Source organism: Streptomyces sp. NPDC029526 (genome assembly GCF_040637405.1).
Lineage (GTDB): Bacteria > Actinomycetota > Actinomycetes > Streptomycetales > Streptomycetaceae > Streptomyces.
On the sequence record NZ_JBEZWE010000010.1, the window covers coordinates 1 to 25,742 of the forward strand.

Annotated in this window: 25 protein-coding genes and 1 pseudogene; 12 read left to right on the top strand and 14 right to left on the bottom strand. The window is 72.4% G+C overall.

Annotated features, from left to right (window positions below):
* Positions 1-187: 187 nt before the first annotated feature.
* Together AB0F01_RS20895 and AB0F01_RS20900 are read right to left on the bottom strand one after the other, a co-directional pair.
* A complete protein-coding gene (locus AB0F01_RS20895; protein ID WP_362098189.1) occupies positions 188-1,729 on the bottom strand; it encodes an MFS transporter in 1,542 nt (513 codons plus the stop codon).
* 120 nt (positions 1,730-1,849) lie between these two features.
* A complete protein-coding gene (locus tag AB0F01_RS20900) occupies positions 1,850-2,983 on the bottom strand; it encodes a glutathione-independent formaldehyde dehydrogenase (RefSeq protein ID WP_362097698.1) in 1,134 nt (377 codons plus the stop codon).
* 186 nt (positions 2,984-3,169) lie between these two features.
* On the opposite strand from AB0F01_RS20900, the gene AB0F01_RS20905 reads away from it, so the two are divergent.
* Positions 3,170-3,361 (top strand): hypothetical protein, encoded by a 192-nt coding sequence (locus tag AB0F01_RS20905; protein WP_362097700.1) that lies wholly within the window; start codon positions 3,170-3,172, stop codon positions 3,359-3,361.
* A gap of 64 nt (positions 3,362-3,425) precedes the next feature.
* On the opposite strand, the gene glpK is transcribed toward AB0F01_RS20905, so the two are convergent.
* The 3 genes and pseudogenes from glpK to AB0F01_RS20920 form a co-directional block, all read right to left on the bottom strand.
* Complete coding sequence (gene glpK, locus AB0F01_RS20910; RefSeq protein WP_362097703.1) at positions 3,426-4,943, bottom strand: glycerol kinase GlpK; 1,518 nt, start codon at positions 4,941-4,943, stop codon at positions 3,426-3,428.
* A 121-nt stretch (positions 4,944-5,064) separates the two neighbouring features.
* On the bottom strand, positions 5,065-5,961 hold the full coding sequence (locus AB0F01_RS20915; protein WP_362097705.1) for an MIP family channel protein: 897 nt from the start codon (positions 5,959-5,961) through the stop codon (positions 5,065-5,067).
* Between the two features lie 222 nt (positions 5,962-6,183).
* Positions 6,184-6,903, bottom strand: a pseudogene (locus AB0F01_RS20920) (MerR family transcriptional regulator); the annotation flags it as partial.
* Between the two features lie 47 nt (positions 6,904-6,950).
* Between AB0F01_RS20920 and AB0F01_RS20925 the strand changes: the two are divergent.
* Positions 6,951-7,409, top strand: a complete 459-nt coding sequence (locus AB0F01_RS20925; protein WP_362098192.1) for a DUF6194 family protein — start codon at positions 6,951-6,953, stop codon at positions 7,407-7,409.
* Between the two features lie 293 nt (positions 7,410-7,702).
* On the opposite strand, the gene AB0F01_RS20930 is transcribed toward AB0F01_RS20925, so the two are convergent.
* Both AB0F01_RS20930 and AB0F01_RS20935 read right to left on the bottom strand, forming a co-directional pair.
* The gene (locus AB0F01_RS20930) at positions 7,703-8,431 is read right to left on the bottom strand and encodes an ABC transporter permease (protein ID WP_362098195.1); all 729 of its coding nucleotides are present in this window, start codon (positions 8,429-8,431) and stop codon (positions 7,703-7,705) included.
* Between the two features lie 88 nt (positions 8,432-8,519).
* Positions 8,520-9,545 (bottom strand): ATP-binding cassette domain-containing protein, encoded by a 1,026-nt coding sequence (locus AB0F01_RS20935; RefSeq protein ID WP_362097708.1) that lies wholly within the window; start codon positions 9,543-9,545, stop codon positions 8,520-8,522.
* A gap of 139 nt (positions 9,546-9,684) precedes the next feature.
* On the opposite strand from AB0F01_RS20935, the gene AB0F01_RS20940 reads away from it, so the two are divergent.
* Complete coding sequence (locus AB0F01_RS20940; protein WP_362097711.1) at positions 9,685-10,476, top strand: TetR/AcrR family transcriptional regulator C-terminal domain-containing protein; 792 nt, start codon at positions 9,685-9,687, stop codon at positions 10,474-10,476.
* A gap of 28 nt (positions 10,477-10,504) precedes the next feature.
* Here AB0F01_RS20940 and AB0F01_RS20945 read toward each other — a convergent pair whose 3' ends face one another.
* The 6 genes from AB0F01_RS20945 to AB0F01_RS20970 all read right to left on the bottom strand — a co-directional run bounded on the left by AB0F01_RS20945 (position 10,505) and on the right by AB0F01_RS20970 (position 15,395).
* The gene (locus tag AB0F01_RS20945; protein ID WP_362097714.1) at positions 10,505-11,056 is read right to left on the bottom strand and encodes a TetR family transcriptional regulator; all 552 of its coding nucleotides are present in this window, start codon (positions 11,054-11,056) and stop codon (positions 10,505-10,507) included.
* A 10-nt stretch (positions 11,057-11,066) separates the two neighbouring features.
* Positions 11,067-11,648: a sugar O-acetyltransferase gene (locus AB0F01_RS20950; RefSeq protein WP_362097717.1), complete on the bottom strand. Its 582-nt coding sequence runs from the start codon at positions 11,646-11,648 to the stop codon at positions 11,067-11,069.
* Between the two features lie 107 nt (positions 11,649-11,755).
* Positions 11,756-13,030, bottom strand: a complete 1,275-nt coding sequence (locus AB0F01_RS20955; protein WP_362097720.1) for an MFS transporter — start codon at positions 13,028-13,030, stop codon at positions 11,756-11,758.
* Positions 13,031-13,113: 83 nt separating this feature from the next.
* On the bottom strand, positions 13,114-13,917 hold the full coding sequence (locus AB0F01_RS20960) for a VOC family protein (RefSeq protein WP_362097722.1): 804 nt from the start codon (positions 13,915-13,917) through the stop codon (positions 13,114-13,116).
* Positions 13,918-14,057: 140 nt separating this feature from the next.
* Positions 14,058-14,954, bottom strand: coding sequence for a DMT family transporter (locus AB0F01_RS20965; protein WP_362097724.1), 897 nt, complete (start codon positions 14,952-14,954; stop codon positions 14,058-14,060).
* Positions 14,955-15,185: 231 nt separating this feature from the next.
* On the bottom strand, positions 15,186-15,395 hold the full coding sequence (locus tag AB0F01_RS20970) for a DUF2191 domain-containing protein (protein WP_362097727.1): 210 nt from the start codon (positions 15,393-15,395) through the stop codon (positions 15,186-15,188).
* 172 nt (positions 15,396-15,567) lie between these two features.
* Here AB0F01_RS20970 and AB0F01_RS20975 point away from each other — a divergent pair, with 172 nt between their 5' ends.
* The 3 genes from AB0F01_RS20975 to AB0F01_RS20985 all read left to right on the top strand — a co-directional run bounded on the left by AB0F01_RS20975 (position 15,568) and on the right by AB0F01_RS20985 (position 20,150).
* Positions 15,568-17,046, top strand: a complete 1,479-nt coding sequence (locus tag AB0F01_RS20975) for a glutamate--cysteine ligase (RefSeq protein ID WP_362097730.1) — start codon at positions 15,568-15,570, stop codon at positions 17,044-17,046.
* 80 nt (positions 17,047-17,126) lie between these two features.
* Positions 17,127-18,266 (top strand): amidinotransferase, encoded by a 1,140-nt coding sequence (locus tag AB0F01_RS20980; RefSeq protein WP_362097733.1) that lies wholly within the window; start codon positions 17,127-17,129, stop codon positions 18,264-18,266.
* Positions 18,267-19,043: 777 nt separating this feature from the next.
* Positions 19,044-20,150 (top strand): ABC transporter substrate-binding protein, encoded by a 1,107-nt coding sequence (locus AB0F01_RS20985; protein WP_362097736.1) that lies wholly within the window; start codon positions 19,044-19,046, stop codon positions 20,148-20,150.
* A gap of 104 nt (positions 20,151-20,254) precedes the next feature.
* Here AB0F01_RS20985 and AB0F01_RS20990 read toward each other — a convergent pair whose 3' ends face one another.
* Positions 20,255-20,587 (bottom strand): cupin domain-containing protein, encoded by a 333-nt coding sequence (locus AB0F01_RS20990; RefSeq protein WP_362097739.1) that lies wholly within the window; start codon positions 20,585-20,587, stop codon positions 20,255-20,257.
* Between the two features lie 95 nt (positions 20,588-20,682).
* Between AB0F01_RS20990 and AB0F01_RS20995 the strand changes: the two genes are divergently transcribed.
* From AB0F01_RS20995 to AB0F01_RS21020, 6 genes are all read left to right on the top strand, one after another.
* Positions 20,683-21,438 (top strand): DUF2071 domain-containing protein, encoded by a 756-nt coding sequence (locus AB0F01_RS20995; RefSeq protein ID WP_362097741.1) that lies wholly within the window; start codon positions 20,683-20,685, stop codon positions 21,436-21,438.
* A 248-nt stretch (positions 21,439-21,686) separates the two neighbouring features.
* Entirely contained in the window at positions 21,687-22,862 is a 1,176-nt protein-coding gene (locus tag AB0F01_RS21000) for an ATP-binding protein (protein WP_362097744.1), read from the top strand.
* Positions 22,859-23,260, top strand: a complete 402-nt coding sequence (locus AB0F01_RS21005; protein ID WP_362097747.1) for a roadblock/LC7 domain-containing protein — start codon at positions 22,859-22,861, stop codon at positions 23,258-23,260. Before AB0F01_RS21000 ends, AB0F01_RS21005 begins: the two co-directional genes overlap by 4 nt.
* Positions 23,257-23,634 (top strand): DUF742 domain-containing protein, encoded by a 378-nt coding sequence (locus AB0F01_RS21010; RefSeq protein WP_362097749.1) that lies wholly within the window; start codon positions 23,257-23,259, stop codon positions 23,632-23,634. Before AB0F01_RS21005 ends, AB0F01_RS21010 begins: the two co-directional genes overlap by 4 nt.
* Positions 23,609-24,229: an ATP/GTP-binding protein gene (locus tag AB0F01_RS21015; RefSeq protein WP_362097752.1), complete on the top strand. Its 621-nt coding sequence runs from the start codon at positions 23,609-23,611 to the stop codon at positions 24,227-24,229. Before AB0F01_RS21010 ends, AB0F01_RS21015 begins: the two co-directional genes overlap by 26 nt.
* The gene (locus tag AB0F01_RS21020) at positions 24,219-25,562 is read left to right on the top strand and encodes a cytochrome P450 (protein WP_362097755.1); all 1,344 of its coding nucleotides are present in this window, start codon (positions 24,219-24,221) and stop codon (positions 25,560-25,562) included. The genes AB0F01_RS21015 and AB0F01_RS21020 overlap by 11 nt, the downstream gene beginning before the upstream one ends.
* Positions 25,563-25,742: the final 180 nt, after the last annotated feature.

Here is a 25,742-nt window from a genome sequence, read left to right on the forward strand (position 1 = left end):
CCCGAGGACGTCGAACTCGCCGCATGACCCCCACAAGCCAAACCACCCCAAACCGAACCTGGGCGCCTTGACGGAAGACATAGAGGCACCCCCCCGTCACCCGGTCGTGCTCCGGTCCCCCACCCGGCACCCGCGTCCCCCGCCCACGCCCCCGCTCTCCTCCCCCGTCCCCGTCCCGGTGGGGGCGTCAGAACCTCGGCGTCGGGGCCTGCGACTCGACGATCTCCGCGGCCTCCTCCGGCGTCTGCACCGACGGCGGCGATCCCTCCAGCGGTTGCTGCGCCGTCTCCTTCATGCAGGCCACGGCGATGATGCCGACCAGCGCCGCCGCCATCGCGTAGTAGGCGGGCATCATGTCCGAGCCGGTCGCGCCGATCAGGGCGGTGATGACCAGGGGGGTGGTGCCGCCGAAGATCGAGGCGGACAGGTTGTAGCCGACGGACAGCGAGCCGTAGCGCACCGACGTCGGGAACATGGCCGGCAGCGCCGCCGACATGGTGCCGAGCAGGCAGACCAGGGACAGGCCGAGCATCAGCATGCCGGCCGAGACGGCGAGCAGACTGCCCTGCTTCACCAGCAGGAACGCCGGCACGGACAGGAAGAAGAAGCCCAGCATGCCGGTCATCAGCAGGGGCTTGCGGCCGTACCGGTCGGACAGCCGGCCCACCCGGTTGATGACCAGCATCAGCACCACCATGGTGGCGACCAGGATGAGCAGCCCGTGGCTCTCGCTGTAGTGCAGCTCGTCGGACAGGTACGTCGGCATGTACGACAGCAGCATGTAGTCGGTGATGTTGTAGGCGCCGACCAGGGCGATGCAGAGCACCAGCATGCGCCACTGCTCCCGGAAGACCCGGGCGAGTCCGCCCCGTGCCGTGGTCTCGACCCGGTCCGCGGCCTCGGAGACCCGGACGTTCTCCTGCTCCAGCTTCAGGTAGGCCGGGGTGTCGTCCAGCTTGAGCCGCAGGTAGATGCCGACGATGCCCAGCGGCCCGGCGATCAGGAACGGGATCCGCCAGCCCCAGGCGTCCATGGTCTCGCTGCCGAGCCACGCGGTCAGCGCCGTGACCAGGCCCGCCGCGCCGGTGTACCCCGCCAGCGTTCCGAGCTCCAGGAAGCTGCCGAAGTAGCCGCGCCGCTTGTCCGGGGCGTACTCGGCGATGAAGGTCGAGGCGCCGCCGTACTCACCGCCGGTGGAGAAGCCCTGGAGCAGGCGGAAGACGATCAGCAGCGCCGGGGACCAGAAGCCGACGGCCGCGTACGTGGGCAGCATGCCGATCGCGGCGGTGCCGATCGCCATGAAGATCATGGTCAGGGCCAGGACCTGCTTGCGGCCGATCTTGTCGCCCATGGGGCCGAAGACCATGCCGCCGAGCGGTCGCACCAGGAAGGCGACGGCGAACGTGGCGAACGACGACAGCAGCTGCACGGTCTCGTTGCCGGAGGGGAAGAAGACCCGGCCGATGGTGCCCGCCAGATAGGCGTAGATGCCGAAGTCGAACCACTCCATGGCGTTGCCGAGCGACGCGGCCTTCACCGCGCGCTTGACCGCCTGCTCGTCGGTGATCGTGATGTCGGACCGGCGCAGCCGCGGGTTCTGGCGGCGCTGGGCGGCACGGAAGAGCCTGGGGTGACGCCTGACCGCCGAGAAATCGGGCTCGGGCCCGTTGCCGTTGGGGGACGTGGCCGCGTTCCTTTCCGGGAGACGACGTTCCGTGACGGAACGTATCAGCGCTGGTCACCGGCTGTCCTGCCGACCGCGGGCGGCGGTTGCGGCAGTGGAGTGACGGCCGCCGGACACGCTCCGGCCCGCGGGTGTCACCCGCGGGCCGGACCGGAGTACCCCGGTTCAGGGATGCAACACGACCTTGGTGTAGCCGTCGACACGCTTGTCGAACTTGTCGTAGGCGGAGGCCGCCTCGTCGATGCCCAGTTCGTGCGAGACGACGAAGCTGGGCTTCGCCCGGCCCTCGATGATCATGTCGCGCAGCTGCCGGTTGTAGCGCTTGACGTTGCACTGCCCGGTGCCCACCCGCAGGCCCTTCTCGAAGAGCTTGCCGATCGCCACCAGGAGCATGCCCTGCTTGGCCTGCTCGTCGGGAGCACCCGGGTCGGCCGGGACGTAGAGCCCGGGCACGCCCAGCGCGCCGGTGGGCCGCACCGTGCCGACCAGCGAGTTCAGCACGATGGCGGGCTGCTCCTCGTCCGAGCCGCCGGTGGTCGCCTGGTAGCCGACGGCGTCCACGCCCTTGTCGGTGCCCACGCCGTCGGTCTGGTCCTTGATCTGTTCCACCGGGTCGCCCTGGGAGAAGTCGATCGGCGTCGCACCGATCTCCTCGGCCTTCCGCAGACGGTCCGCGACCCGGTCCACGACGAACACCTGCCTCGCGCCCCGCAGCAGGGCGGAGTAGGCGGCCATCAGGCCGACCGGGCCGGCTCCGTACACCGCGACGCTGTCGCCCGGGCGGACCTGGGCGAGTTCGCAGCCGTGGTAGCCGGTGGGGAAGATGTCGGCGAGCAGCACGAAGTCGGTCTCGTGCTCGGTGCCCTGAGGCAGTTTCAGGCAGTTGAAATCGGCGTACGGCACCCTCAGGTATTCCGCCTGGCCTCCCTGCCACGGCCCCATGGACACGTATCCGTAGGCGCCGCCCGCGAATCCGGGATTCACGGTCGTGCAGTATCCGGTGTATCCCTCGGCACAGTTCCGGCAGAAGCCGCAGGCGACGTTGAAGGGCATGACCACCCGGTCGCCCTCCTTGAGCGTGGTGACGCCCTCACCGACCTCCTCGACGATCCCCATGTTCTCGTGACCGAAGACGATGCCGGGTTCGGCCGCGGTGCGGCCTTCGTACATGTGCAGGTCGGAGCCGCATATCGCGGTGGAGGTGACCTTGACGAGCACATCGTTGGGGTGCTGGATCGCAGGTTTGTCGACCTCTTCGACCGAGACGCTGAAGGGGCCCTGGTACACGACGGCCTTCATGGCCGCTCCCTCCGCTCGAGAACGCATAGCGGTGTGCCACGCGCCCCCTTTCCACGCGGCCGCGGAAAGGCGCGTGACTCATATCTCAATGGTTCTCCGGGCCTCTTCGGGGGGCAAATCGGTAATGTCCCCGTGAACGCAACGTTCCGTGTGCCCGCGTGGGCACGGCATGAGGATGGCCCAGAAATGTCAGCTCAACGACTGGGGACCCTGCTGGTCCCGGTGCCGGGCCTGTCCGGCACCACCTACCCCCCGGGGACGACCGTGACCGTCCGTGGCCGGGGGGCGACGGTCGACGCCTTCGTGGGCGGCGACTGGCTCCCGCTGGCGTGGTGGGAGTTCTCCGACGGCCTGCGCGAGGACATCGCCGACCGGTGAGCCGGTCGCGCGTCGTCCGGGGCGGGCCGCCGGGGAACCCGTGCGGGTGGGCGGGGCCGTCCCGTCAGCTCACCTCGACCCAGTCCAGGGTGCGCTCGACGGCCTTCTTCCAGCCCGCGTAGCCCTCCTGGCGCTGTTCCTCGCTCAGCTGGGGCTCCCAGCGCTTGGACTCCTGCCAGTGCGAGCGCAGCTCGTCGGTGTCGCTCCAGAAGCCGGTGGCGAGCCCGGCCGCATAGGCGGCGCCCAGGGCGGTGGTCTCGGCCACCACGGGCCGGCTGACGGGGACGCCCAGGACGTCGGCCTGGATCTGCATGCACAGGTCGTTCGCGGTGACGCCGCCGTCGACCTTGAGGACGTCCAGGTGCACGCCGGAGTCCTGCTCCATGGCGTCGACCACGTCCCGGCTCTGGTAGCAGATCGCCTCCAAGGTCGCCCGGGCGATGTGCGCGCCCGTGTTGTAGCGGGCGAGCCCGACGATCGCGCCCCGGGCGTCGGAACGCCAGTAGGGGGCGAACAGACCGGAGAAGGCCGGCACGAAGTACATGCCGCCGTTGTCCTCGACCGACCGGGCCAGCTGCTCGCTGTCCGCGGCGGTCTGGATGATCTTCAGCTGGTCGCGCAGCCACTGCACGGCGGCCCCGGTGACGGCGATGGAGCCCTCCAGCGCGTAGACGGGCGGCGCGCCGTCGAACTGGTAGGCGACCGTGGTGAGCAGTCCGTTCTGTGAACGGACCAGCTCCGTACCGGTGTTGAGGACCAGGAAGTTGCCGGTGCCGTAGGTGTTCTTGGCCTCGCCGGGGGCGAAGCAGACCTGGCCGACGGTGGCGGCGTGCTGGTCGCCGAGGACACCGGTGATCGGCACGGCGGCGCCCAGCGGGCGGGACGTGCGCGCCTGCCCGAACGCCTCCGGGTGGGACGAGGGGTTGATCGTCGGCAGCATGGCGCGCGGTACGCCGAGGATCTCCAGGAGCTCGTCGTCCCAGTCGAGGGTCTCCAGGTTCATCAGCATGGTGCGGCTGGCGTTGGTCACGTCGGTGGCGTGGACGCCTCCGTTGGGGCCGCCGGTGAGGTTCCACAGCACCCAGGTGTCGGTGGTGCCGAACAGGGCGTGGCCCGCCTCTGCGGCTTCCCGGAGCCCCTCGACGTTCTCCAGCAGCCATTTGATCTTGCCGCCGGCGAAGTAGGTGGCCGGCGGCAGACCGGCCTTGTGGCGGATGGTGTCGCCGTGACCGTCGCGTTCCAGGGCCGCGGCGATGCGGTCGGTGCGGGTGTCCTGCCAGACGACGGCGTTGTAGTACGGGCGGCCCGTGCGCGGGTCCCAGATCACGGTGGTCTCGCGCTGGTTGGTGATGCCAATGGCCTGGAGGTCCGCCGCGGTGAGCCCGGCGGTGCGCAGGGCGTTCTGGATCACCGTGTTGGTGCGTTCCCAGATCTCCACCGGGTCGTGCTCGACCCAGCCGGACCGGGGCAGGATCTGGCGGTGCTCGAGCTGGTGCTTGCCCACCTCGTTCCCGGAGTGGTCGAAGATCATGAAGCGGGTGCTGGTGGTGCCCTGGTCCACCGCGCCGACGAAATCGGGCATGGTGTGCCACCTCTCCTCGTGGTGCGTTGTCTCGTGGTGGGTGCCCCGTTCCGGCGGCGTCGCCCCCCGCCCGGCGAACGGGACGCCGTTCGCCGCCGCGATGCCGGACGGGGGCGGGTGCCTACGGCTCGGGGGTGGCCGGGCCCTCCTCGCGCTCCTCGGCCTCGGCGGTGCGGGCCTTGACCAGCGGGCCGATGAGCCAGTCGTAGACCAGGACGCCGATGACGCCGCCGATGAGCGGTCCGAGGATCGGGATCCACCAGTAGCCGCTGAACCATTCGAAACTGCCCGGGAAGGCGATGTCCCCCCATCCCTCGAAGTAGGCCAGGAGGCGTGGGCCGAAGTCGCGGGCCGGGTTGATCGCGTAGCCGGCGTTCGTGCCGAAGGTCAGACCGATCGCGACGACGATGAGGCCGATGATGAAGGGCCCGAGGTTGGCCATCGGCGCCGTGTTGCGGGTGTCGATCACCGCGCAGATCAGCATCAGCAACATCGCGGTGCCGATGATCTGGTCGAGCAGTGGGCCCCACCAGGAATTGCCGAAGTACTCGGCGGGGAAGGTGGCGAAGATCGAATAGGTGGGGAGTGATTCGTCCCGTGCGAGCCCCGCCTCCGCGTTGGCGGCGTCGATGGCCCACCGGTAGCTCGCGTAGACGAGTGCCGCGGCGACGAAGGCTCCCGCGATCTGGGCCAGCCAGTAGGCCGGCACCTTGTTCCACGGGAAGTCCCGCCGTACGGCGAACCCGAGGGTCACCGCCGGATTGAGATGTGCGCCGCTGATGCCGCCGGCCACGTACACGCCGAAGACGACGGCCAGACCCCATCCCCAGGCGATGATGAGCCAGTTGGCGGGTCCGAAGTCCACCGCCTGCCGGCCGGAGCCGGGCAGACCGACCACGGCGACGGCGACGGATCCCAGACCGAACAGAAGCAGGACGAAGGTTCCGAGGAACTCAGCGATCATCTCGCCGCCGAGGCCCTCTTTGTAGCCCCGTCGACGTGCAGTGCGTTCCGCCATGGGTAGCTCCTTGGCTGGAAAGGGTCACAACTGACCCATCCGTACCCTGGACATGAAGGATGATAAGCACATTAAACGGGATCTTACGACTCTTCGCCCGGACGGCCCACCGTCGACGGGCACACCCTGCGGGGAGGGGCGGGCGACGGTAGTCTTCCGCGGCCCGTCCGGGGTCGGCAGCCGCCGGGGGCACGACCCCTGGACCGCGGCCCTCTCGGCCCTCAGCACCGCGGCCAGATCCGCGCCGGCCTCCAGCAGGGCCACGGTCCGCGCGGCGAGGTCGTCCAGGCGGTGCCGCAGGATGCGGTGCGCCTCCTCGGGGCCGCCGAACCCCTCCAGCGACCGCATGATCCCCCGCACGGCGGGGATGGAGTGGCCGCCGCCGCGCAGGGCCGCCACGATCCGGGCCTCCGCCACGGCGGCGGCGGTGTAGCGACGGGCGCGCTGGGACGTGACGCGTTCGGGAGCGAGGAGACCCTCCTGCTCCCAGAACCGCAGCGTCGAGGGCCGCACGCCGAGCGCCCCGGCGAGTTCGGTGATGGTCATGGAGTCGCCGTCCCCGCCGGCGCCCGTTCCCCGCGCCTCCTCCCGGATGAGCAGCAGCGCCCGCTGGGCCCGCATCACCTCCTCCCGCTCCCGGGCGAGACGTACGTGGACCGCGCCGACGGCGGCCGCCGCCTCGGGGAGCGGGGCCGCGCGGAGCCGGACCAGCAGGCCCCGGGCCTCCACCGGTCCGGCGGCCCGCGCGAGGCCGCGGTAGGCCCGCAGGGCCCGTACGTGCAGTGGCGTGTAACGGCGGTAGCCGTTGTCCGACCGGCCGGCCGCCGGGATCACGCCCAGCCGTTCGAGATCGCGCACCTGCTGCGGCGAGTACCCCGACTCCCGGGCGACGTCGGCCGTGCGGAGCACGCGGGCGCGGGCCGGGCCGGAGGGGCGGTCCATCGGCGAACCCCATAGAAGCACGTGAAGGTCATGGTTGAACCATGAGTATGGAGCAGATCATCACGGCCGTGCGCGGTTTCGAGGGGTCCCACGTGCTCGTCCCCGCACCGGGGGACGGCTCGCCGGAGGCGGCCTGGGGCGACGCCTTCTTCTTCTACGCCCCCGACGGCCGGCCGTCGCCCACCGCCCAGCCCTACGGCACGGTCGTCACCCGCGACCAGCCCGGCGACACCGCCTCCGGCCTCGACCGTCCGGGCCGCTGGCGGGTCAACTGCCGGGTGGCGAAGGCGGAGTTCCGCCGGCTGACCGGGGAGGAGCCGCGGTCCCTGGTCCTGCCCCGTGATTTCACGGCCCCCGACCTGGTGCTGCCGCACCCGGTGTACGGCGCACTGGGCTGGGTGGCCGTGGTCGATCCCGGTGAACGGACCCTGGACACCGTCCTGCGCCTGCTGCGCGACGCGCACCACGCCGCCCGCGCTCGGTACGAGCGGCGCCGCACGCGGTGACCGCCCCCGCCCTCGGTCGGCCGGGCGCCGGCCCTTCCGGGGCGTTCCGTTCCGACCGTGCCGATCGGGCGGGCCGGACGGGCGACCGGCCCGCCCGGCCGACGGGCCTCGGGCACGCGCGCGTGCGGTCGGGCGCGGCGGCCGTCGGCGAGGCCGTGGCACGGTACGGAACCGGCGCGTTCGCGGAGCCGGCCGGCCGGCCGCCGGACCGGCGGGGGCGTCGTCGCCCGGTGGGTGGAGGGGGCCGGCGGGTGAAGGGGTCGGCAGGGGGAGAGGGCCGGCATCCCTCCCGCTCACCCGCCGGTGCGTCGCCGGAAGAGGACGCCGGCCAGGGCGACCGACACGGCGGTGATGCCGGCGCACCAGGCCAGGGCCGTCCAGGGGGCGCTGCCCACCGGCTGGTCCAGGAGGAGGCCCCGCAGCGCCTCGATGACGGGGGTGGCGGGCTGGTGCTCGGCGAAACCGTGCAGCCAGGACGGCATCGTGTCGATCGGGACGAAGGCGCTGCTCGGGTAGGGCAGAAAGAGCACCAGGAAGGTGAAGCCGCTCGCCGCCTCCGGTGACGAGGCGAGCAGACCGACCGCGGCCGCCAGCCACGAGAAGGCCAGGACGAAGGCGAGCAGCACCCCGGCCGCGGCGAGGTGACCGGCGGGCCCGCCCTCCGGCCGGAAGCCGATCAGGAAGGCTGCCGCGAGGACCAGCACCGTGGACACGACGTTGCGCGCCACACTGGCCACCACGTGTCCGGTGAGGACGGCGGTGCCGCCGACGTCGAGCGAGCGGAAGCGGTCGACGATGCCGCCGGTCATGTCGGTGGAGACGCTGACGGCGGTCGCGGCGGACCCGTACCCGGCGCACAGCACCAGGACACCGGGGACGACATAGGTCACGTACCGGGTGCCGGTGTCGATGGCGCCGCCGAAGAGGTAGACGAAGACGAGCATCAGCAGGACGGGCAGCACCAGGGCGGTGATCAGCGCGTCGACGTTGCGGCTGCTCAGCCGCAACGCGCGGCCCGTCATGATGGCGGCGCCGCCGAGCGCGGGCCGCCCCCCGCGCGGTGGACGCGGGCCCGGATGCGTCCGGGATGCCGGGGTGGGCGCGAGGGTGTCAGACATCGCCGGTCTCCTTCCGCTCGTGCCCGGTCCCGGAGGCGTGGCCGCGGGCGGTCCAGTCACCGGTCAGGGCGAGGAACACGTCGTCGAGCGTGGCTCCGTGCACCGCGAACCGGTGCACGGCGACGCGCTCGGGGTCGACCTCGTCGAGCAGGGCCCGCACGTGCGAAGCACTGCCGTCGGTGGCGACGCCGATCTCCCGTCGGCCGGCGTTCCTGGTGACGGCGCGGGGGCCGAGCGCCCGCAGGACCGCGTCGTAGGCCCGCGCGTCGGCGAGGGTGAGGTCGAGCCGGTGGTCGGCCACCCGGCTCTTGAGTTCGGCGGCGGTGCCGTCGGCGACGATGCGGCCGCCGTCGATCACCGCGACGCGGTCGGCGAGCCGGTCGGCCTCCTCCAGGTACTGCGTGGTGAGCAGGACGGTGACGCCGGAGTCGGCCAGGGCGCCGACCACGTCCCACATCGCCTGCCGGCTGCGCGGGTCGAGACCGGTGGTGGGTTCGTCGAGGAAGACCACCGACGGGTCGCCGACCAGACCGGCGGCGATGTCGAGACGGCGGCGCATACCGCCGGAGTAGGTGGCCGCGCGGCGGTCGGCGGCGCCGGTGAGGTCGAACCGTTCCAGGAGGTCGCGGGCGCGGCTGCGGGCGGCGGCGCGGGAGAGCCCGCTGAGCCTGCCCATCATGCGGAGGTTCTCCTCGCCGGTCTGGGCCTCGTCCAGGGCCGCGTACTGGCCGGTGAGGCTGATGGCGCGGCGCACCGCGCGCCGCCCGGAGACGACGTCGTGCCCTGCGACGCGGGCCCGTCCGCCGTCCGGCGGGATCAGGGTCGCCAGGATGCGCACGGTCGTGGTCTTCCCGGCGCCGTTCGGTCCGAGCAGCGCGTACACGGTGCCCGGGGCGACCCGCAGGTCGACGCCGTCGAGCACCCTCGGTCCGCCGTAGGCCTTGACGAGTCCGCTCGCCTCGATGGCGGGCTCCCCGGTCCCGGAGCACTGCCGCGGGCCCGTCAGTCCGGTGGTCATGATCGGCGCCCCCTCTCTGCGTATGCCTTACACATCACTGCGTAGACCTTACACAGATGCGCGTAGGTCGTACACCCTTCTGTGTAGGGATTACGCAGACCTAGGATGAGGGTGATCGACGGCGGCGGAGGCGGAGACGATGACCGAACGGGACGAGCACGCCGGCACCGGCCTGCCCGCGAGCCTCGAAGCCGCCTGGGGCCTGCGGGAACGCCCCGGCAAGGGGCCCCGGCCCGGGCTGTCGCTGGAGCGGATCGTCGCCGCCGCCGTGGAGATCGCGGCGGCCGAAGGCATCGGGGCGGTGTCCATGGGTCGGGTCGCGAAGGCGCTCGGCTCCTCCCCCATGTCCCTCTACCGGTACGTCAGCGCCAAGAACGAGCTGCTGATCCTCATGGTGGACGCGGCCACCGGTCCGGCCCCCGCCGGACCGTCACCGGACGCCGGCTGGCGCCCGGCGCTCGCCCGCTGGGCCCGAGACCACCGGGCCGTGCTGCTGGCCCACCCCTGGATGCTGCGCGTACCGATCAGCGGCCCGCCGGTCACGCCCAACACCCTGTCCTGGATGGAGCGCGGTCTGGCGGCCCTGGGCGGCACCGCGCTGCCGCCCGGCGACCGGCTGTCGGTGCTGCTGCTGGTCACCGGCTTCGTCCGCAACGAGGCGACGCTCACCACGGACCTGCGGGAGCACGTCCGCGACGGCACCACGGGCCTGCCCGGCGGCGACCTGTCCGGCTACGGCACGCTGCTGCGCTCACTCGTCGACGCCCGCAGCCACCCGCATCTGCGCGAGGTGGTCGACGCGGGGGTCTTCGAGGACGACGACAACCCGGACTACGACTTCGAGTTCGGCCTGGAGCGGCTGCTCGACGGGGTCGAGACCCTGATCCGCGGCCGGCGGCACTCCTCGGCGGCGGCGCCGCCCTCCGGCTGACCGGCGCGCGCCACCGCGCGGGACGCCGTCAGGTCCGGCCGGTCTCGGTGATCCGGGTCACGGCCTCGCGGGTCAGGGCACGCCCGTGCGGTTCCCGGGCGAGGGCCCGGTGGAGGGTCAGCCCTTCGATGAGGGCGTCGAGCTGGCGGGCGGTGTCCGGGTCGAAGTGCTTCTCCAGGTGCACGCGGCTGCGGCGCATCCACTCGTGGGTCAGCTCCCGGTAGGCGGGCTGGCGGGCCGCGAGGGTGTAGAGCTCCTGGGTCAGGACCAGGTCCCGCTGACTGCCCTCGGACAGGGCGTGCACCAGGCCCACGACGGCCTCACGGGCCTCCTCCCGGTCGGCCGGGGCGGCGAGGTGGGTGTCGAAGACCGCGACGATGTGGTCCGTGAAGCGCCCGAACGCCTCCCGGAGCAGCTGGTCGATGCCGTCGAAGTGGTACGTCATCGACCCCAGCGGCACCCCCGCACGGCCGGCGATCCGCCGGTGGGACACCCGGGCGATGCCCTCTTCGGCGATCAGGTCCAGGGTGGCGTCGAGGATGCGTGCGCGACGCTGCGGATCGGTGTACCCGGTGGCCACGGCCCGGCCCTCAGAGACTGCGGACGGGCCGGGCGGGACTCCCCACCGCGACGACCCCTGCCGGCACGTCCCGGGTCACCACCGATCCGGCGCCGACGACCGAGTCGTCGCCGATGGTCACGCCCGGCAGCACGATGACCCCGCCGCCCAGCCACACGTTGTCGCCGATGGTGACGGGCCGGGCGGCCTCCAGCTTGTCGCGGCGGGGCTGCGGCTCCAACGGGTGGGTGGGGGTGAGCAGTTGGACGTTGGGCCCGATCTGGCAGTCCTCGCCGACGGTGATCGCCGCGACGTCCAGGGCGGTCAGGTTGTAGTTGACGAAGGTACGGGCGCCGATGGTGATGTTGCTGCCATAGTCCACGTACAGCGGCGGCCGCACCTCGGCCCCCTCGCCCAGCGCGCCGAGGAGTTCCTCCAGCAGGGGGCGCGCCGCCCCCGCGTCCTCGGCGAACGCCGCCTGGTAGCGGGTGGCCAGGCGCACGGCCCGCTGCTGGCGGCGGGCGATCTCCGGGTCGTCGGCGATGTAGGGGTCACCCGCCTGCATGCGTTCGAGGTTGGAGCGGGGGTCGTGCGCGAAGTGGTCCGTCGGCATGCCGTCGAGCGTACCGGTTGGAGCGTACGCGCGTACGCTCCAACGCGGGTGCCGCGGAAGGCCGTCCGGCGTTCCGCGCGGGGCCGCCGGTCACCGCCGCGTCGCCGTCACGGCGCCGTCGCCGTCGCTGTCACCGTCACGGCCCCGTCGCCGTCGTCCTCGCCGTCCCGGGCCTGCCCGCGCCGGGTCGCCAGCACTCCGGCGCACAGCAGCACGACGACCCCGGCGAGCGGCACCACCATCAGGCCGACGCGCAGACTGGTCGCGTCGGCGACCAGCCCGACGACCGGCGGGGAGAGCAGGAAGCCCAGACGCATCAGCCAGGAGACAATGGTCAGCCCCGAACCCGGCTTCAGGCCGGGCAGTTCGTCCGCCGTCTGCATGGCCGCGGGGACGAGGGTGGCGACTCCGAACCCGGCCGCGGCGAACCCCAGCACGGTGCCGCCCACCGTCGGCACGGCCAGCGCCAGGCCCATGCCGGCCGCGGCGACGAGCCCGCCGGCCCGGGCGACGGCGCGCTGGCCGAAGCGGTCCACCAGGCGGTCGCCGACGAGGCGGCCCACGAACTGGGCGCCCACCAGGGCGATGTAGCCGGAGGCGGCCAGTGCGGCGGACGCGCGCAGGGAGTCCGAGAGGTAGAGCGCGGCCCAGGAGTTGCCCGCGTCCTCCACCAGCGTGCCCGCGGTGGCGATCAGGACCAGCGCGGCCAGCACGTAGGCGGTGCGCCGACCGGCCGCCGGACGGCGCGCGGAGGTTCCCGCCCCTCCCCCGCCGGCGTCCGGCTCCGGTTCGGTGTCCGGGCCGGGCAGGCAGTACCGCAGGGCGACGAGCGCGACGGCCGCGAAGAGCGCCGCCGAGATCAGCAGGTGCACGCCGAGGGAGAGGTCGAGGGCGATCGCGGCGGCGGCCATGGAGCCGCCCGTGACGGCGCCGATGGACCAGATGGCGTGAAAGGAGTTGATGATGGAGCGGCCGTAACGGCGTTGCACCCGCAGGGCGTGGGCGTTCTGCCCGACGTCGGTGATCGCGTCCATCGCACCGGCCATGAACAGCGCGGCGGCGAACCACAGCACCGAACCGGCCGTCCCGGCCGCGAGGATGCCGATGCCGGTCAGCAGCGTACTGGCGACCGCCACCCGGGCCGAGCCCAGCCGGCGGATCAGCACCCCGGCCGTGAGGCCCGCCGCGATGGCCCCCGTCGGGAACGCGGCGACGGCCAGACCGTAGGCTGCGTTGCCGATGCCCAGGTCCGCCTTGATCTGCGGATACCTCGGCAGGAGGTTGGCGAAGAGGGCCCCGTTGGTGAAGAACAACGCGGCGACGGCCACCCGGGCCTGCCGTTCGGCCAGGGCAGGCCGACGACGCAGTACGTCAACAGTCATGCGGAGGACACTACAACCCGGAGCGTACGAACGTACACTCTACTCCGTCGCCGCGTCCGGCCATCGGCGGGGTCGTGGGAGAGTCACCCGGCGGCGGGCGCCAGGACGACGAAGTCGGCGTCCGACGGGTCGGCGCAGACCGCCAGCCGCCCCACGCCCTCGGCGTCCTCCGGGCCCGCCGACACGCTGCCGCCGTTGCCGGTGACCAGGGAGGCCGCCGCGTCGCAGTCGGTGACGGCGAAGACCGGGTGCCAGTAGGGCCGTCCGCCGGAGGACGTGAGGTCCTCGGCGGCCACCTGCATCAGGCCGCCGTGCATGCGTTCCTCGGGGAGACCGGCCGGGGTGATGAGCGTGTAGGTGCCTCCGGCGCCGCCCGGCATCGGCAGGTCGCCGAACCGCCACCCCAGGACCTCGCCGTAGAACTCCCGGGCGGCCGGGGCGTCCGTGGTGTACAGCTCGGTCCAGCACAGCGAGCCGGGCTCGTCGGCCAGCTCGAACCCGGCGTTCCGGTCCGGCTGCCACACGGCGAACTCGGCGCCCAGCGGGTCGGTGTACTGGGCCATCCTGCCCCAGTCGCCGAGGTCGGCCGGGGCCACCCGCACCGTGCCTCCCGCACTCTCGACGGCCCGCGTCGTGGCGTCCGCGTCGGCGACGGAGTAATAGATCATCCACGCCGAGCGGGCGCCCTCCTCCGTGAGTTCCCCCAGGCCGGCCACCACCTTGCCGTCCCTCAGGAACGTCCCCCCTCCCCCGTCCTCCGGGCCGCCGTCCATGGGCCGGTACTCCCAGTCGAACACCGAGCCGTAGAAGGCCGCGCCGGCCCGGACGTCGGGCGTTCCGAGGTCGAGCCAGCAGGGGGAGCCAGGGGTGCGGTCGTTGGTGATCACGGCAGATCCCTCCACGCGTTCCACGGTCCGTACCAGCGTGACACCCGGGGATGACCCGCGCGCGTCGGCGCTCCCCGCGCCGTGCGGGGCGAGGCGGGACCGGGAGGCGGGACCCTGCGCGCCGTCGGGCGGGGCCCGGATCAGGGCGGCTGCGCGCCGACGGGCCGGCCCTCGTCGCCGGCCAGGGCGCGGGCCTGGGGCAGTCTGGCGAGGGCGAAGACGCCGCCCGCGATCAGGACGACGCCCAGCACCTGGGGCACCAGCCACCAGCCGGCCCGCACGCCCTCGGCGTAGAGGGTGAGCCCGAGCAGCAGGCTCAGTCCGGCGTCGCCGAGCGTGATCGCGGGCTGCGAGGCGACCAGCGGACCCGACTGCAGGGCGTTCTCCAGGAAGAACAGCGCGCCCGCCCCGAAGAGCGCGAAGCCGTAGGTCTGCCAGGCGGTCAGGAACGCGGTGAGGCCCCCGTCGTCGAGCGTGTGCATGGCCTCCTTCATCAGGGCCGCCGTCACCGCGTAGGAGACGGCGGTGGCCAGTCCGAAGCAGGCGGCACGGGCGCGGCCCTCCGGGCGGCGGAGCGCGGCGACCAGCAGTCCGGCGATCGCGCCGGCGCACACCGCGAGCGCCGGGATCCACCGGTCCATCGGCACGTGCGTCCGGTTCCCCGAGGGGGACGCGGCGGCCAGGGCGACGACGAGTCCTCCCACGACCGCGAGCACGGCCGCCCAGCCGGCGCGGGACAGCCCGCCGCGCAGCACCACCGTGCCGATGACCAGGGCGAGCGGGAGTTCCAGCACCAGCAGCGGCTGGACCACCGTGAGCGGTCCGGTGGCGAGGGCGGCGGCCTGGCAGACGGCCGCGGCGATCACGGCGACGATGCCGGCGAGCCACACCGGGCGGCGCAGCAGGTCCAGCATCAGTCCGGCCCGCAGCGTGTCCGACCGGGGCACCGTGAGCGCCGCCTTGCGCTGCAGGACCGTGGCGAGGGCGTTGCTGAACGCGGCGGCCAGCGCGAACACGACGGGCACCAGGAAGCTCACGGCGGTCCTCCGACACACGGTTGCGACGCGGGGCTGAGGGGTTCGGCCCGCCCTCCGGTGCCATGGTCACCCGCCGTCCCCGCCGCCGCGAACGCGGCCGGGGGCAGGTGCCACCCGGCCGCCGGGCGCGCACCTGGGCGCGTATCCGGGCTCGTCCGGCCGCACGGCCGTCCGTCCTCGCGCCTCCGCGCGCCCCCGCGCGCCGGAGGGCCGTGCCCGCGCGCCCCCGCGTCAGCCCTGTGGTTCCTGGGGCCGGGCGTCGGCCTCCCGCAGGCCCTGGTCGACGAGGCCGGTGCGGGCCTCCGTGCGGTGGCCGCGGGCCACGTAGTCCCGCACCACCGCCTCGACGGCGTCCTGGGGGGAGCCGATCCCCGACAGGACCATGACCTCCACGACCAGTTCGGCGTCGAGCCGGACGCTGACCTCGGCCCTCTCGGCCATGGACATCCCCTTCCTCCCGCGGCGGCACCGGCCCGCCGGTCCTGCCGGATGTGACGTACGGACCGCGCCGACGGTTGCGCCCCCGCACGGAAGCCGTCGCGTGGTCGGAGCCGCCCGGTGGTGCCACTCTGGGGATGGACAACCCCAGGACGCGAGCCGGGAGGGAGAACCGATGGGACGGGACGTCCCGGCGATGGTGTTCACCCGTGAGGACCGCCGTCGGTACCGGGTCAAGATGCAGGAGTGCCTCGACACCTTCGCGCTGATGCTGCGCGAGGCACGCTTCGAGACCGAGCGCCCCCAGGTGGGCCTGGAGATCGAGCTGAACCTGGTCGACGAGCGGGCCGAGCCCGCGATGCGCAACAGCGACGCCCTGGAGGCGATCGCGGATCCCGCCTGGTCCACCGAACTCGGCCGGTTCAACCTGGAGATCAACATTCCGCCCCGCCGGCTCACGGCCGGCGGCCCCGACGCCTGGGAGAGCGAGATCCGGGCGGCCCTGAACCACGCGGAGCAGCGCGCCCGGTCGGTCGGGACGCACCTGATCATGTCCGGGATCCTGCCCACCCTGCGGCAGGAGGACGTCGGCGAGGGCGCCCTGTCGGAGAACCCGCGCTACCGGCTCCTCAACGACCAGATCTTCGCGGCCCGCGGCGAGGACCTGCGCATCGAGGTGGACGGCGTCGACCGGCTGCGCACCTACGCGGACACCATCACCCCGGAGGCGGCCTGCACCAGTACGCAGTTCCACCTCCAGGTGCACCCGGAGGAGTTCGCCGCGTACTGGAACGCGGCGCAGTCGATCGCCGGGGTGCAGGTCGCGCTGGCGGCCAACTCACCGTTCCTGTTCGGCAAGGAGCTGTGGCACGAGACCCGCATCCCCCTGTTCGAACAGGCCACCGACACCCGCCCGGAGGAGATCAAGGTGCAGGGGGTCCGCCCCCGGGTGTGGTTCGGGGAGCGGTGGATCACCAGCGTCTTCGACCTCTTCGAGGAGAACCTGCGCTACTTCCCGGCCCTGCTGCCGCTGTGCGACGACCAGGACCCCCGGGAGACCCTGGACCGCGGGGACGTGCCCGATCTGGCGGAACTCACGCTGCACAACGGGACCATCTACCGCTGGAACCGCCCGGTCTACGCCGTCGCCCACGACAAGCCGCACGTGCGGGTGGAGAACCGGGTGCTGCCCGCCGGGCCGACGGTGGCCGACACCCTCGCCAACGGCGCGTTCTACTACGGGCTCACCCGCGCCCTGGTGGAGGAGGAGCGGCCGGTGTGGTCCCGGATGTCGTTCTCCGCCGCCGAGGAGAACCTGCACACGGCGGCCCGGCAGGGCATCGAGGCCATGCTGTACTGGCCGGGCATGGGCGAGGTGCCGGTGCAGGAGCTGGTCCTGCGCCGCCTGCTGCCGATGGCGCACCGCGGTCTGGAGCTCTCCGGCATGGACGCGGCCTGGCGGGAGCCGCTGCTCGGCATCATCGAGCAGCGGTGCGTGACCGGCCGCAACGGCGCCGTGTGGCAGAAGGAGATGTTCCACCACATCGACGCCTCCGCGCGCTGCGGACGCCATGAGGCGCTGCGCCGGATGACGCAGCAGTACATCGACTACATGCACCTGAACGCGCCGGTGCACACCTGGCCCGTCGACTGACTCCCCGCGCACGGCCATGCGCGTTCCGTGACCCGGAACCTATACTGGACGACCGGTCGCCCACGGGAAGACGAGGCACGATGTCCGCACCCTCGACCACCGCCACCCGCACCGGCACGGAGCCGGCGTCACCGGTCTGCTCGCACAACGAGTGGGACCCTCTGGAGGAGATCATCGTGGGGCGCCTGGACGGCGCGACGATCCCGTCCGGGCACCCGGTGGTCACCTGCAACGTCCCGCCGTGGGCGGCGCGGCTGCAGGGCCTGGCCGCGGGCTACAAGTACCCGCGCCTGCTCATCGAGCGGGCCCAGCAGGAGCTGGACCACTTCGTCGCGCTGCTGGAGTCCCTCGGGGTGACGGTGCGGCGCCCGGATCCGGTCGACCACAAGCGGCGCTTCGGCACACCCGACTGGTCGTCGCGGGGCTTCTGCAACACCTGCCCGCGGGACAGCATGCTGGTCATCGGCGACGAGATCATCGAGACCCCGATGGCCTGGCCCTGCCGCTACTTCGAGACGCACTCCTACCGGCGCGTCCTGAAGGACTACTTCCGGCGCGGTGCGCGCTGGACCTCCGCCCCCAAGCCGGAACTCACCGACGCGTTGTTCGAACCGGACTTCCGCATCCCCGGGCCGGACGAGCCCATGCGCTACATCCTCACCGAGTTCGAGCCGGTGTTCGACGCGGCGGACTTCGTGCGTGCCGGGCGGGACCTGTTCGTGACCCGCAGCAACGTCACCAACCGCATGGGCATCGAGTGGCTGCGCCGCCACCTCGGCCCCGGCTACCGGATCCACGAGATCGAGAGCCGCTGCCGTACCCCCATGCACATCGACACCACGTTCGTGCTGCTGGCCCCCGGAAAGGTTCTCATCAATCCGGAGTACATCGACGTCGACCGGCTGCCCGACGTGCTGCGGTCGTGGGACGTGCTGACGGCGCCGGAGCCCGAGCCGATCCGCGACCCGCTGCTGCGGGTCACCTCGATGTGCGGCAAGTGGCTGAGCATGAACGTGCTGATGGTGGACGAGAAACGGGTCATCGCGGAACGGCACCACACCGGCATGCTGCGGGCACTGGAGAAGTGGGGCTTCGAGCCGATCCCCTGCGACCTGCTGCACTACGCCCCGTTCGGCGGCTCGTTCCACTGCGCCACCCTCGACGTGCGCCGTCGCGGCACGCTGGAGACCTACACCGACCCGCCCTCCGGGACGCGGTGACCGGCGCGCCGGCGCCGCCGTGACGGCCCGTCCGCGGCGCCCGGCCGCCGCGGGGGTCCCGGACGGTTCGCGGGCGGAGGGGCTGCCGCCCGAGTTCACGTCGGCACGTCGTTGTTGGCCGAAGCCCTGAAGCCCGGCCGCGCCCGCGAGCGCAGTCGCCGCCCGCCCGGGCCGCTCGTCGGGGCGCTCGCCCGGCCGTCCCCGTGGCCGCCGACCGCCTCGGTGTCAAGATGTGAGACGGCCTCATCCAGGATGTGAACACCCTCTTGGGGCAGGCGCCGTCTTCTGCCACGATTCCCGGCAACCGAACGAGACATCCGGGGACGACCGGAAGAGGGGGTGGCGGTCGTGAGCGCGTCGGATCGCACCCTCCGTTCGCCGTTCCCCCTCACCTCGCGGCGCCACATCGACTTCGGGCGCACCTCCAGCGCCATCTGTCGCACGGCCCTGAGCGCGTAGCCCGCCTCAGCGCCCGCCCGTCCGCCCCGCCTCCCCGGCTCACACGCGCCGTACCGCCGCCGTGTCGCCGTCGCGTCGCGGGGGCCGTCCCGGGAGGGTGCGCCCGCTGCGCGCTCCGTCCGCTCCGGCCGTCCGCCGGGCCCATGCCCTGACGCGGAACCCGCCGGACGCGGAGTCCGCCGGGACCGTCCGCCGCCCCGCTCCTCCGCCGCAGCCCGTCGCCCGCGCCGGTCGGCCCACGCTCGCGGAGGTGGCCGGTGGCGCGCGCGTCCTGCTCCCTTCGTACTGCCCCACTCACCTTCATGAGAGGACACCCCCGTGTCTGCCGCACGACCCCGTGCCCTGCTGCGCACCCTCGCCGCCACCGCGGCCCTCCCCCTGCTGCTCACCGCCTGCGGCTACGGCTCCGAATCCGCCGACGACGACGGGACGTCCCAGGTGGCGGCCGGAGCCGAGAAGCTCTCCGCCGACGAGGTGAGGATCGGCTACTTCCCCAACCTCACCCACGCCACCGCTCTGGTGGGCGTCCAGGAGGGACTGCTCCAGAAGGAACTCGGCGGCACCGTGATCAAGTCGTCCACGTTCAACGCCGGTCCGTCGGAGATCGAGGCGCTCAACTCCGGCTCCATCGACATCGGGTGGATCGGTCCGTCGCCCGCCATCAACGGCTACACCAAGTCGGGCGGCCGGAACCTGCGCATCATCGGCGGCTCGGCGTCCGGCGGGGTGAAGCTCGTGGTCAATCCGGACAAGGTCACGTCCGAGGACGACCTCAAGGGCAAGCGGATCGCGACACCCCAGCTCGGCAACACCCAGGACATCGCGTTCCTCAACTGGATCGCCGAGAAGGGGTGGAAGGTCGACCCGCAGAGCGGCGCGGGCGACGTCTCCGTGGTGCGCTCCGACAACAAGGTGACGCCGGACGCCTACAAGGCCGGCTCGATCGACGGCGCCTGGGTGCCGGAGCCGACCGCCTCCCGCCTGGTGGCCCAGGGCGCCGAAGTCCTGCTGGACGAGGCGGACCTGTGGCCCGACAAGAAGTTCGTGATCACGAACATCATCGTGTCGCAGAAGTTCCTGGAGAAGCACCCGGACGTCGTCGAGGCCGTGCTCCGCGGGTCGGTGCGCACCAACGAGTGGATCAACGCCCATCCGGAGCGGGCCAAGGCGTCGGCGAACGCCGCCCTGGAGAAGCTGTCCGGCAAGGCGCTGCCCACGGAGGTCATCGATCCCGCCTGGAAGTCGATCACCTTCCTGGACGACCCGCTGGCGTCCACCCTCGACACCCAGGCGGGCTACGCGGTGAAGGCCGGACTGCTCGAGCAGCCGGAGCTGGAGGGCATCTACGACCTCGGCCCGCTGAACAAGGTGCTGAAGGGCGAGGGCAGGGAGACGGTGGACGACGCCGGACTGGGTGTCGGATAGCCGGCCGCCCGCCCGTTCCCGCGACGCTCGCCGCGACCGCGGGGAGGGAGAGCCGGGAGACGGGGGCCGGCCGGTCTGCGGGAGGCCCCCGTCGTCCGGGCGGGTCAGCCGGTCTTGGCGACCGTCAGCAGGACGACGGCGTCCTCGACCGCGTCCAGACTGTGCCGGGCCGGGGGAATGGCCAGCAGGTCGCCCTCCCGGCCGTCCCAGGAGGTGTCGCCGCTGGCGAGGCGGACCCGTCCGCGCAGCACCAGCAGCGTCGCCTCACCGGGGTTCTCGTGTTCGGCGAGCGAGGTGCCCGCGGTCAGGGCGAGGACGGTCTGCCGCAGGACGTGTTCATGGCCGCCGTAGACGGTGGTCGCGCTGCGGCCGTTGGACCCGGTTCCGGCCCGTTCGAGGTGTTCCCGGGCGAGGGCGTCGAGGGAGAGTTTCTGCATGCCCCCAGTGTCACCGCTGGGGGCGGGCGGGGCCAACGGCGGCAGGGCCGACGGGCGCCGACGGGCGGGTCCGCGCCCTCTGTGACACTGACGCCGTGACGTTCACCCCGCAGCCCATCACGGCCGACGCCCCCGAGGCGATAGCGCACCCGCTGATGACCCAGTCCTGGCTCGACCTGACCTTCCTGCACTGGGCGGCGGACCCGGCCGACGTGGCCGGACTGCTGCCGCCGGGGACCGTGCCCGACACCCTGGACGGCGTGACGTACGTCGGCCTGGTCGCCTTCCGCATGCACCGGGTCGGCTGGCTCGGCCTGCCGGGCGTGCCGTACCTCGGCACGTTTCCGGAGACCAACGTCCGTCTGTACTCGGTGGACGAACAGGGGCGGCGCGGCGTGGTGTTCCTCTCCCTGGACGCCTCCCGGCTGCTGCCCGCCGCCCTGGGCCGGCTCGTCTTCCGGATGCCGTACATGTGGTCGCGGATGGGGATCGCCTCGAGCGGCGACACGGTCACGTACACCGGCCGGCGGCGCTGTCCCGGTCCTCGTGGCGCGGGCAACCGGATCACCGTGCGGATCGGTGAGCCGGTGCGCGAACCCAGCGCGCTGGAGCACTTCCTGACGGCCCGTTGGGGCATGCACGGTGTGTTCTTCGGGCGGTCGAGGTACCTGCCGAACGCCCACCCGCGGTGGCCGCTGCACCGGGCCGCGCTGCTGGCGTGCGAGCAGGACCTGTTCACGGCGGCCGGACTGCCGGAACCGGCGGGTGAGCCGGTGAGCGTGCTCTACTCCCCGGGCGTCCCGGCCCGCTTCGGACGGCCGACGCGGCCGGCCGGTGTCCCGACGCCGTGACGTGCCGACCCGGCCCGTCACCGGAACGGAAGCGGAGGGTCAAGGGCCCCTGCGAACAGGTTTGCTGACGTCAGTTCATGTGTTCGCCCGATGATACGATCACCGCGTTTGCGGAGCGGGCGGATGAGCCAAAACCGACATCTCCCCTGCTGGGACGGCCCGGGCGGCAACCCCGGCGGGCGGTCGGCGACCGCCCGCAGTGACGGGACCATCAGCAAGTCGGCCTTCAGTCGCCTGAAGAGAGTCTTATGACGGAATACATAGGGAACCCACTGCTCTGGGCTCTCCTCGTCGCCCTCGTCATCGCCATCGCCCTCATCGTCCGTCAGCGCAGGGCCTCCCGCGCTGTGCGGCAGGAGATCGACGGCCTGCGGGAGCACTACGCGGAGCTGGAGAGCGACTACGAGAAGTCCGTGCGGGCGGCGCAGGAGCAGGCCGAGGAGGAGACCAAGACCGTCCTGAAGTCCGCCATGCGGACCCTCCAGGGCCTCGCAGCCGAACAGCAGTTGGTCCTCTCCCGGCTGCAGAGCAAGTACGGCGACTCGGCGATGTTGCAGGACCTGCTGGAGATCGACCACACCAACTCCCAGTTCGGCCGCCGCGCACAGTCCATCGCCGTGCTCTGCGACGGCTGGCTGGGCGGGCGCCGCGACACCGCGTCGGTCTACGACGTGGTCCGCAGCGCGCAGGGCCGCATCCGGCACTTCCGCCGGGTGGAGATCCTCTCCCAGGTGGACTTCGGCATCACCAGCCGCGCCGTCGAGCCCGCCGCGCTGGCCCTGGCCGAACTGCTCGACAACGCGACCAGCTACTCGAGCCCGGACACCGTTGTCGAGATCAACATCCGGACCGTGCCCAAGGGCATCTGTGTCGTGGTCGACGACGCCGGTGTCGGCATGAGCGAGGAGGAGCGCGCCCGCGCCCAGAAGCTGCTCTCCAGCGAACGCGCCTCCAGCGTGGCGGGACTCGGCAATCCGCCGCAGTTCGGGTTCGCTGTCATCGGCGTGCTGTGCGAGCGCTTCGGCTTCGAGGTGTCGGTGGACTCCTCCTCACCGTACGGCGGGGTGCGCGCGGTCGTCCTGCTCCCCCACGAACTGCTCACCGCGATGCCGGAGAAGAAGGCCGCGGCTCCCGCGACCGCCCGGCCAGCCCCGAACGGTCCGGACGACGGACCGGAGCCCTCGCCCCCCGTCCCGGCGCCGACCGTCGACGGGCTGCCCCGGCGGCGCCGCAAGCGCCCGATGGCGATCGTGCCGGGCAACGCGTCGGCCCCGCGTTCCGCGGGCCGCTCCGACTCCGAACACGCGCAGGTCATGGGTGCCTTCCAGCGGGGCACGCAGTCCGGCCGGGTCGCGCAGCCGGAGGCGGGGGACCAGACGAGCAGCACCCCTGGTGCACGCAGTGAAGGACATGATCTCTCGTGAACGACGACCTGTCATGGATGCTCGACAGCGCCCTGGAGATTCCCGGGGCCCTGCACGCGGTCCTGATCTCCGCCGACGGGCTGCTGATGGCCCGCACGAAGGACTTCGACAAGGACGACGCGGACCGGGTCGCCGCCGCGATGAGCGGTGTGCAGTCGCTCAGCCGCACCCTCGGCTTCTTCTGCGAGGACCCCGACCACCGCTGGCGCCAGACGCTGGTCGAGTTCGACGGCGGCTGGGTGTTCCTGATCTCCGCCGGTGAGGGCGCCTACCTGGGGGTGTCCGCCTCGCCGGACGTCGACATGGCGGACATCACCTTCCGCATGCAGCAGCTCGTCGCCCAGCTGGGCAAGCGGCTGACGACGCCGCCGCGCGAGAACCTCGGCGTCCGCTCATGACGGGTCATGACGGGTGGGAGCCGGAGGCCGCCGAATTAGTGCGACCGTACGTCATCACCAAGGGCCGGGACCTGCCCGACGAACAGCAGCTGTCCCTGATCACCCTGGTGACGGCCTCACCGGAACACGCACAGCGGCCGACCCGGCTGTCCCCGGAGGAGCAGAGCCTGCTGGACATCTGCTCCGCCGGCTACCTCTCGGTCGCCGAGCTCGCCGGCCACACCGGCCTGCCGCTGGGTGTCGTCCGCATTCTGCTGGCCTCCCTGACCGAGGGCGGCTACCTCATCACCCGGCCACCGGTGGCGCGTGCCCGGCTGGCCGACCGGGAGATCCTGGAGGAGGTGCTCAATGGTCTCCGCGCCAAGTTTGGGTGAGCAGGCCTACGTCCGCGACGGGGCGAACCAGACCGCGGTGAAGATCCTGGTCGTCGGGCACTTCGCGGTGGGCAAGACGACGTTCATCGGCTCGATCTCCGAGATCGAGCCGCTGTCCACCGAGGAGACGATGACCCGGGCCGCCGAGGCGGTCGACGACCTCAAGGGCGTCCAGGGCAAGACCACCACCACGGTGGCCATGGACTTCGGCCGGCTCACCATCAGCGAACGGGTGGTGCTGTACCTGTTCGGCACCCCCGGACAGCAGCGGTTCGTGCAGATGTGGGAGGACATGGCGCGCGGCGCGCTGGGCGCGCTGGTGCTGGTCGACCCCGAGCGGCTGGCGGACTCCTTCGCGGTGATCGACCTCATCGAGCAGTACGGGCTCGACTACGCCATCGCCATCAACCACTTCGACGGCGCTCCGCCCCGCGACGAACGGGCGCTGCGCGAGGCACTGGACCTGCTCGACGACACCCCCGTCGTCACCTGTGACGCGCGCGACGAGAAGTCCTCGGCCGCCGCACTGACCACACTGGTCCGCTACTTGCTGGACCGCGCCCACCAGGAAGCTGGAAGCACACATGGACGCTGACGACACCACCCCGGTGCCCCCGCCCGGGTGCCCGGCCCACGGCTCCGGCGGCCGGGTGCCACTGTACGGACCGGAGTTCGCCGCCGACCCGCAGGCGTACTACGGCTTCCTGCGGCACTACGGCCCGGCCGCGCCGGTCGAGCTGGCACCGGGCGTGGAGGCGACCCTGGTCACGGACTACGCCACGGCGCTGCAACTGCTGCAGGACTCGGGCACCTTCCGCAAGGACGCGCGCCGGTGGCGGGCCTTCAACGAGGGCAAGGTGGGCCCGGACAGCCCGGTGGCCCCGCTGCTGGCCTACCGGCCCAACTGCATGTTCGCCGACGGCGCCGACCACCTCAGGCTCCGCCAGGCGGTCACCGACAGCATGGCCCGGGTCGACACCCGGCGGCTGAGCCGCTCGACGGAGCAGATCTCCGGATACCTCATCTCGCAGTTCGGTGCCCGGGGTTCGGCGGACCTGCTGGGCGACTACGCCAAGCAGCTGCCGCTGTTCGTGTTCAACGAACTCTTCGGCTGCCCGGCCGACATCGGCGACCGGGTGCTGTTCGGCATCTCCGGCATGTTCGACGGCGTCAACGCCGACAAGGCCACCGCCGTGCTGTTCCAGGCGGTGGGCGAGTTGGTCGCCCTCAAGCGCAGCCGGCCCGGCGACGACGTCACCTCGTGGCTGATGCAGCATCAGGCCGCGCTGACCGACGAGGAGATGGTGCACCAGCTGGCCCTGCTGCTGGGTGCGGGCGCCGAGCCGCTGCGCAACCTGATCGGCAACACGCTGCACCGCCTCCTCACCCACGACCGCTACGCCCGCGAGGGCGGCCTGATCGACGAGGCGCTCGACGACACCCTGTGGGAGAACCCTCCCATGTCGAACTACGCGCCGCACTACCCGGCCACCGACGTGGAGTTCGCCGGACAGCACCTCCAGGCCGGCGACCTGGTCCTGGTCAGCTTCGCGGCGGCCAACACCGGTCCCGCGCTGCAGGCCACGCGGCAGGCGGGCAGCAACCGGGCGCACCTGGCGTGGAGCGCGGGCCCGCACGCCTGCCCCTCCAAGGAGCCGGCCCGGCACATCACGGTCTCCGCGATCGAGAACCTGTTCAACCACCTGCCCGACCTGCGGCTCGCGGTGCCGGAGGACAGCCTGTCCTGGCGCCGTGGTCCGTTCCACCGGGCGCTGGCCGCGCTGCCGGCGCGGTTCACCCCGGTGCAGCCGGTCCGCGGGGCCGACCGGGCGGACAGCCCCGCCCCGGAGCGGACTCCGGGCGGGCCCGCCGCGCGGCCCGAACGCGTGGGCCGCTGGAGCCAGTTCCTCAACTGGCTCACCCGGTGATCTACGCAACAGCCGCCCAAGTGGCCTCTCCCGCATGAAGGTTCAACGGCAGGGGTAGTGAGCAACGCGGCATACCCGTTGTTTCACGAAGCAAAGGAGGTGTCATGGACCACATATCCTCAGACACCGCTTTCCCGCCGAGACCGCAGATACCCGCCCTACGGGGCGGGTATCTTCCTG

Excerpts from the sequence above, each read along its gene's own strand:
- AB0F01_RS20900 (WP_362097698.1), bottom strand. The coding sequence starts at position 2,983 with ATGAAGGCCGTCGTGTACCAGGGCCCCTTCAGCGTCTCGGTCGAAGAG.
- AB0F01_RS20905 (WP_362097700.1), top strand. The coding sequence starts at position 3,170 with ATGTCAGCTCAACGACTGGGGACCCTGCTGGTCCCGGTGCCGGGCCTG.
- glpK (WP_362097703.1), bottom strand. The coding sequence starts at position 4,943 with ATGCCCGATTTCGTCGGCGCGGTGGACCAGGGCACCACCAGCACCCGC.
- AB0F01_RS20915 (WP_362097705.1), bottom strand. The coding sequence starts at position 5,961 with ATGGCGGAACGCACTGCACGTCGACGGGGCTACAAAGAGGGCCTCGGC.
- AB0F01_RS20925 (WP_362098192.1), top strand. The coding sequence starts at position 6,951 with ATGGAGCAGATCATCACGGCCGTGCGCGGTTTCGAGGGGTCCCACGTG.
- AB0F01_RS20930 (WP_362098195.1), bottom strand. The coding sequence starts at position 8,431 with ATGACGGGCCGCGCGTTGCGGCTGAGCAGCCGCAACGTCGACGCGCTG.
- AB0F01_RS20935 (WP_362097708.1), bottom strand. The coding sequence starts at position 9,545 with ATGACCACCGGACTGACGGGCCCGCGGCAGTGCTCCGGGACCGGGGAG.
- AB0F01_RS20940 (WP_362097711.1), top strand. The coding sequence starts at position 9,685 with ATGACCGAACGGGACGAGCACGCCGGCACCGGCCTGCCCGCGAGCCTC.
- AB0F01_RS20950 (WP_362097717.1), bottom strand. The coding sequence starts at position 11,648 with ATGCCGACGGACCACTTCGCGCACGACCCCCGCTCCAACCTCGAACGC.
- AB0F01_RS20955 (WP_362097720.1), bottom strand. The coding sequence starts at position 13,030 with ATGACTGTTGACGTACTGCGTCGTCGGCCTGCCCTGGCCGAACGGCAG.
- AB0F01_RS20970 (WP_362097727.1), bottom strand. The coding sequence starts at position 15,395 with ATGGCCGAGAGGGCCGAGGTCAGCGTCCGGCTCGACGCCGAACTGGTC.
- AB0F01_RS20975 (WP_362097730.1), top strand. The coding sequence starts at position 15,568 with ATGGGACGGGACGTCCCGGCGATGGTGTTCACCCGTGAGGACCGCCGT.
- AB0F01_RS20980 (WP_362097733.1), top strand. The coding sequence starts at position 17,127 with ATGTCCGCACCCTCGACCACCGCCACCCGCACCGGCACGGAGCCGGCG.
- AB0F01_RS20990 (WP_362097739.1), bottom strand. The coding sequence starts at position 20,587 with ATGCAGAAACTCTCCCTCGACGCCCTCGCCCGGGAACACCTCGAACGG.
- AB0F01_RS21000 (WP_362097744.1), top strand. The coding sequence starts at position 21,687 with ATGACGGAATACATAGGGAACCCACTGCTCTGGGCTCTCCTCGTCGCC.
- AB0F01_RS21010 (WP_362097749.1), top strand. The coding sequence starts at position 23,257 with ATGACGGGTCATGACGGGTGGGAGCCGGAGGCCGCCGAATTAGTGCGA.
- AB0F01_RS21015 (WP_362097752.1), top strand. The coding sequence starts at position 23,609 with ATGGTCTCCGCGCCAAGTTTGGGTGAGCAGGCCTACGTCCGCGACGGG.
- AB0F01_RS21020 (WP_362097755.1), top strand. The coding sequence starts at position 24,219 with ATGGACGCTGACGACACCACCCCGGTGCCCCCGCCCGGGTGCCCGGCC.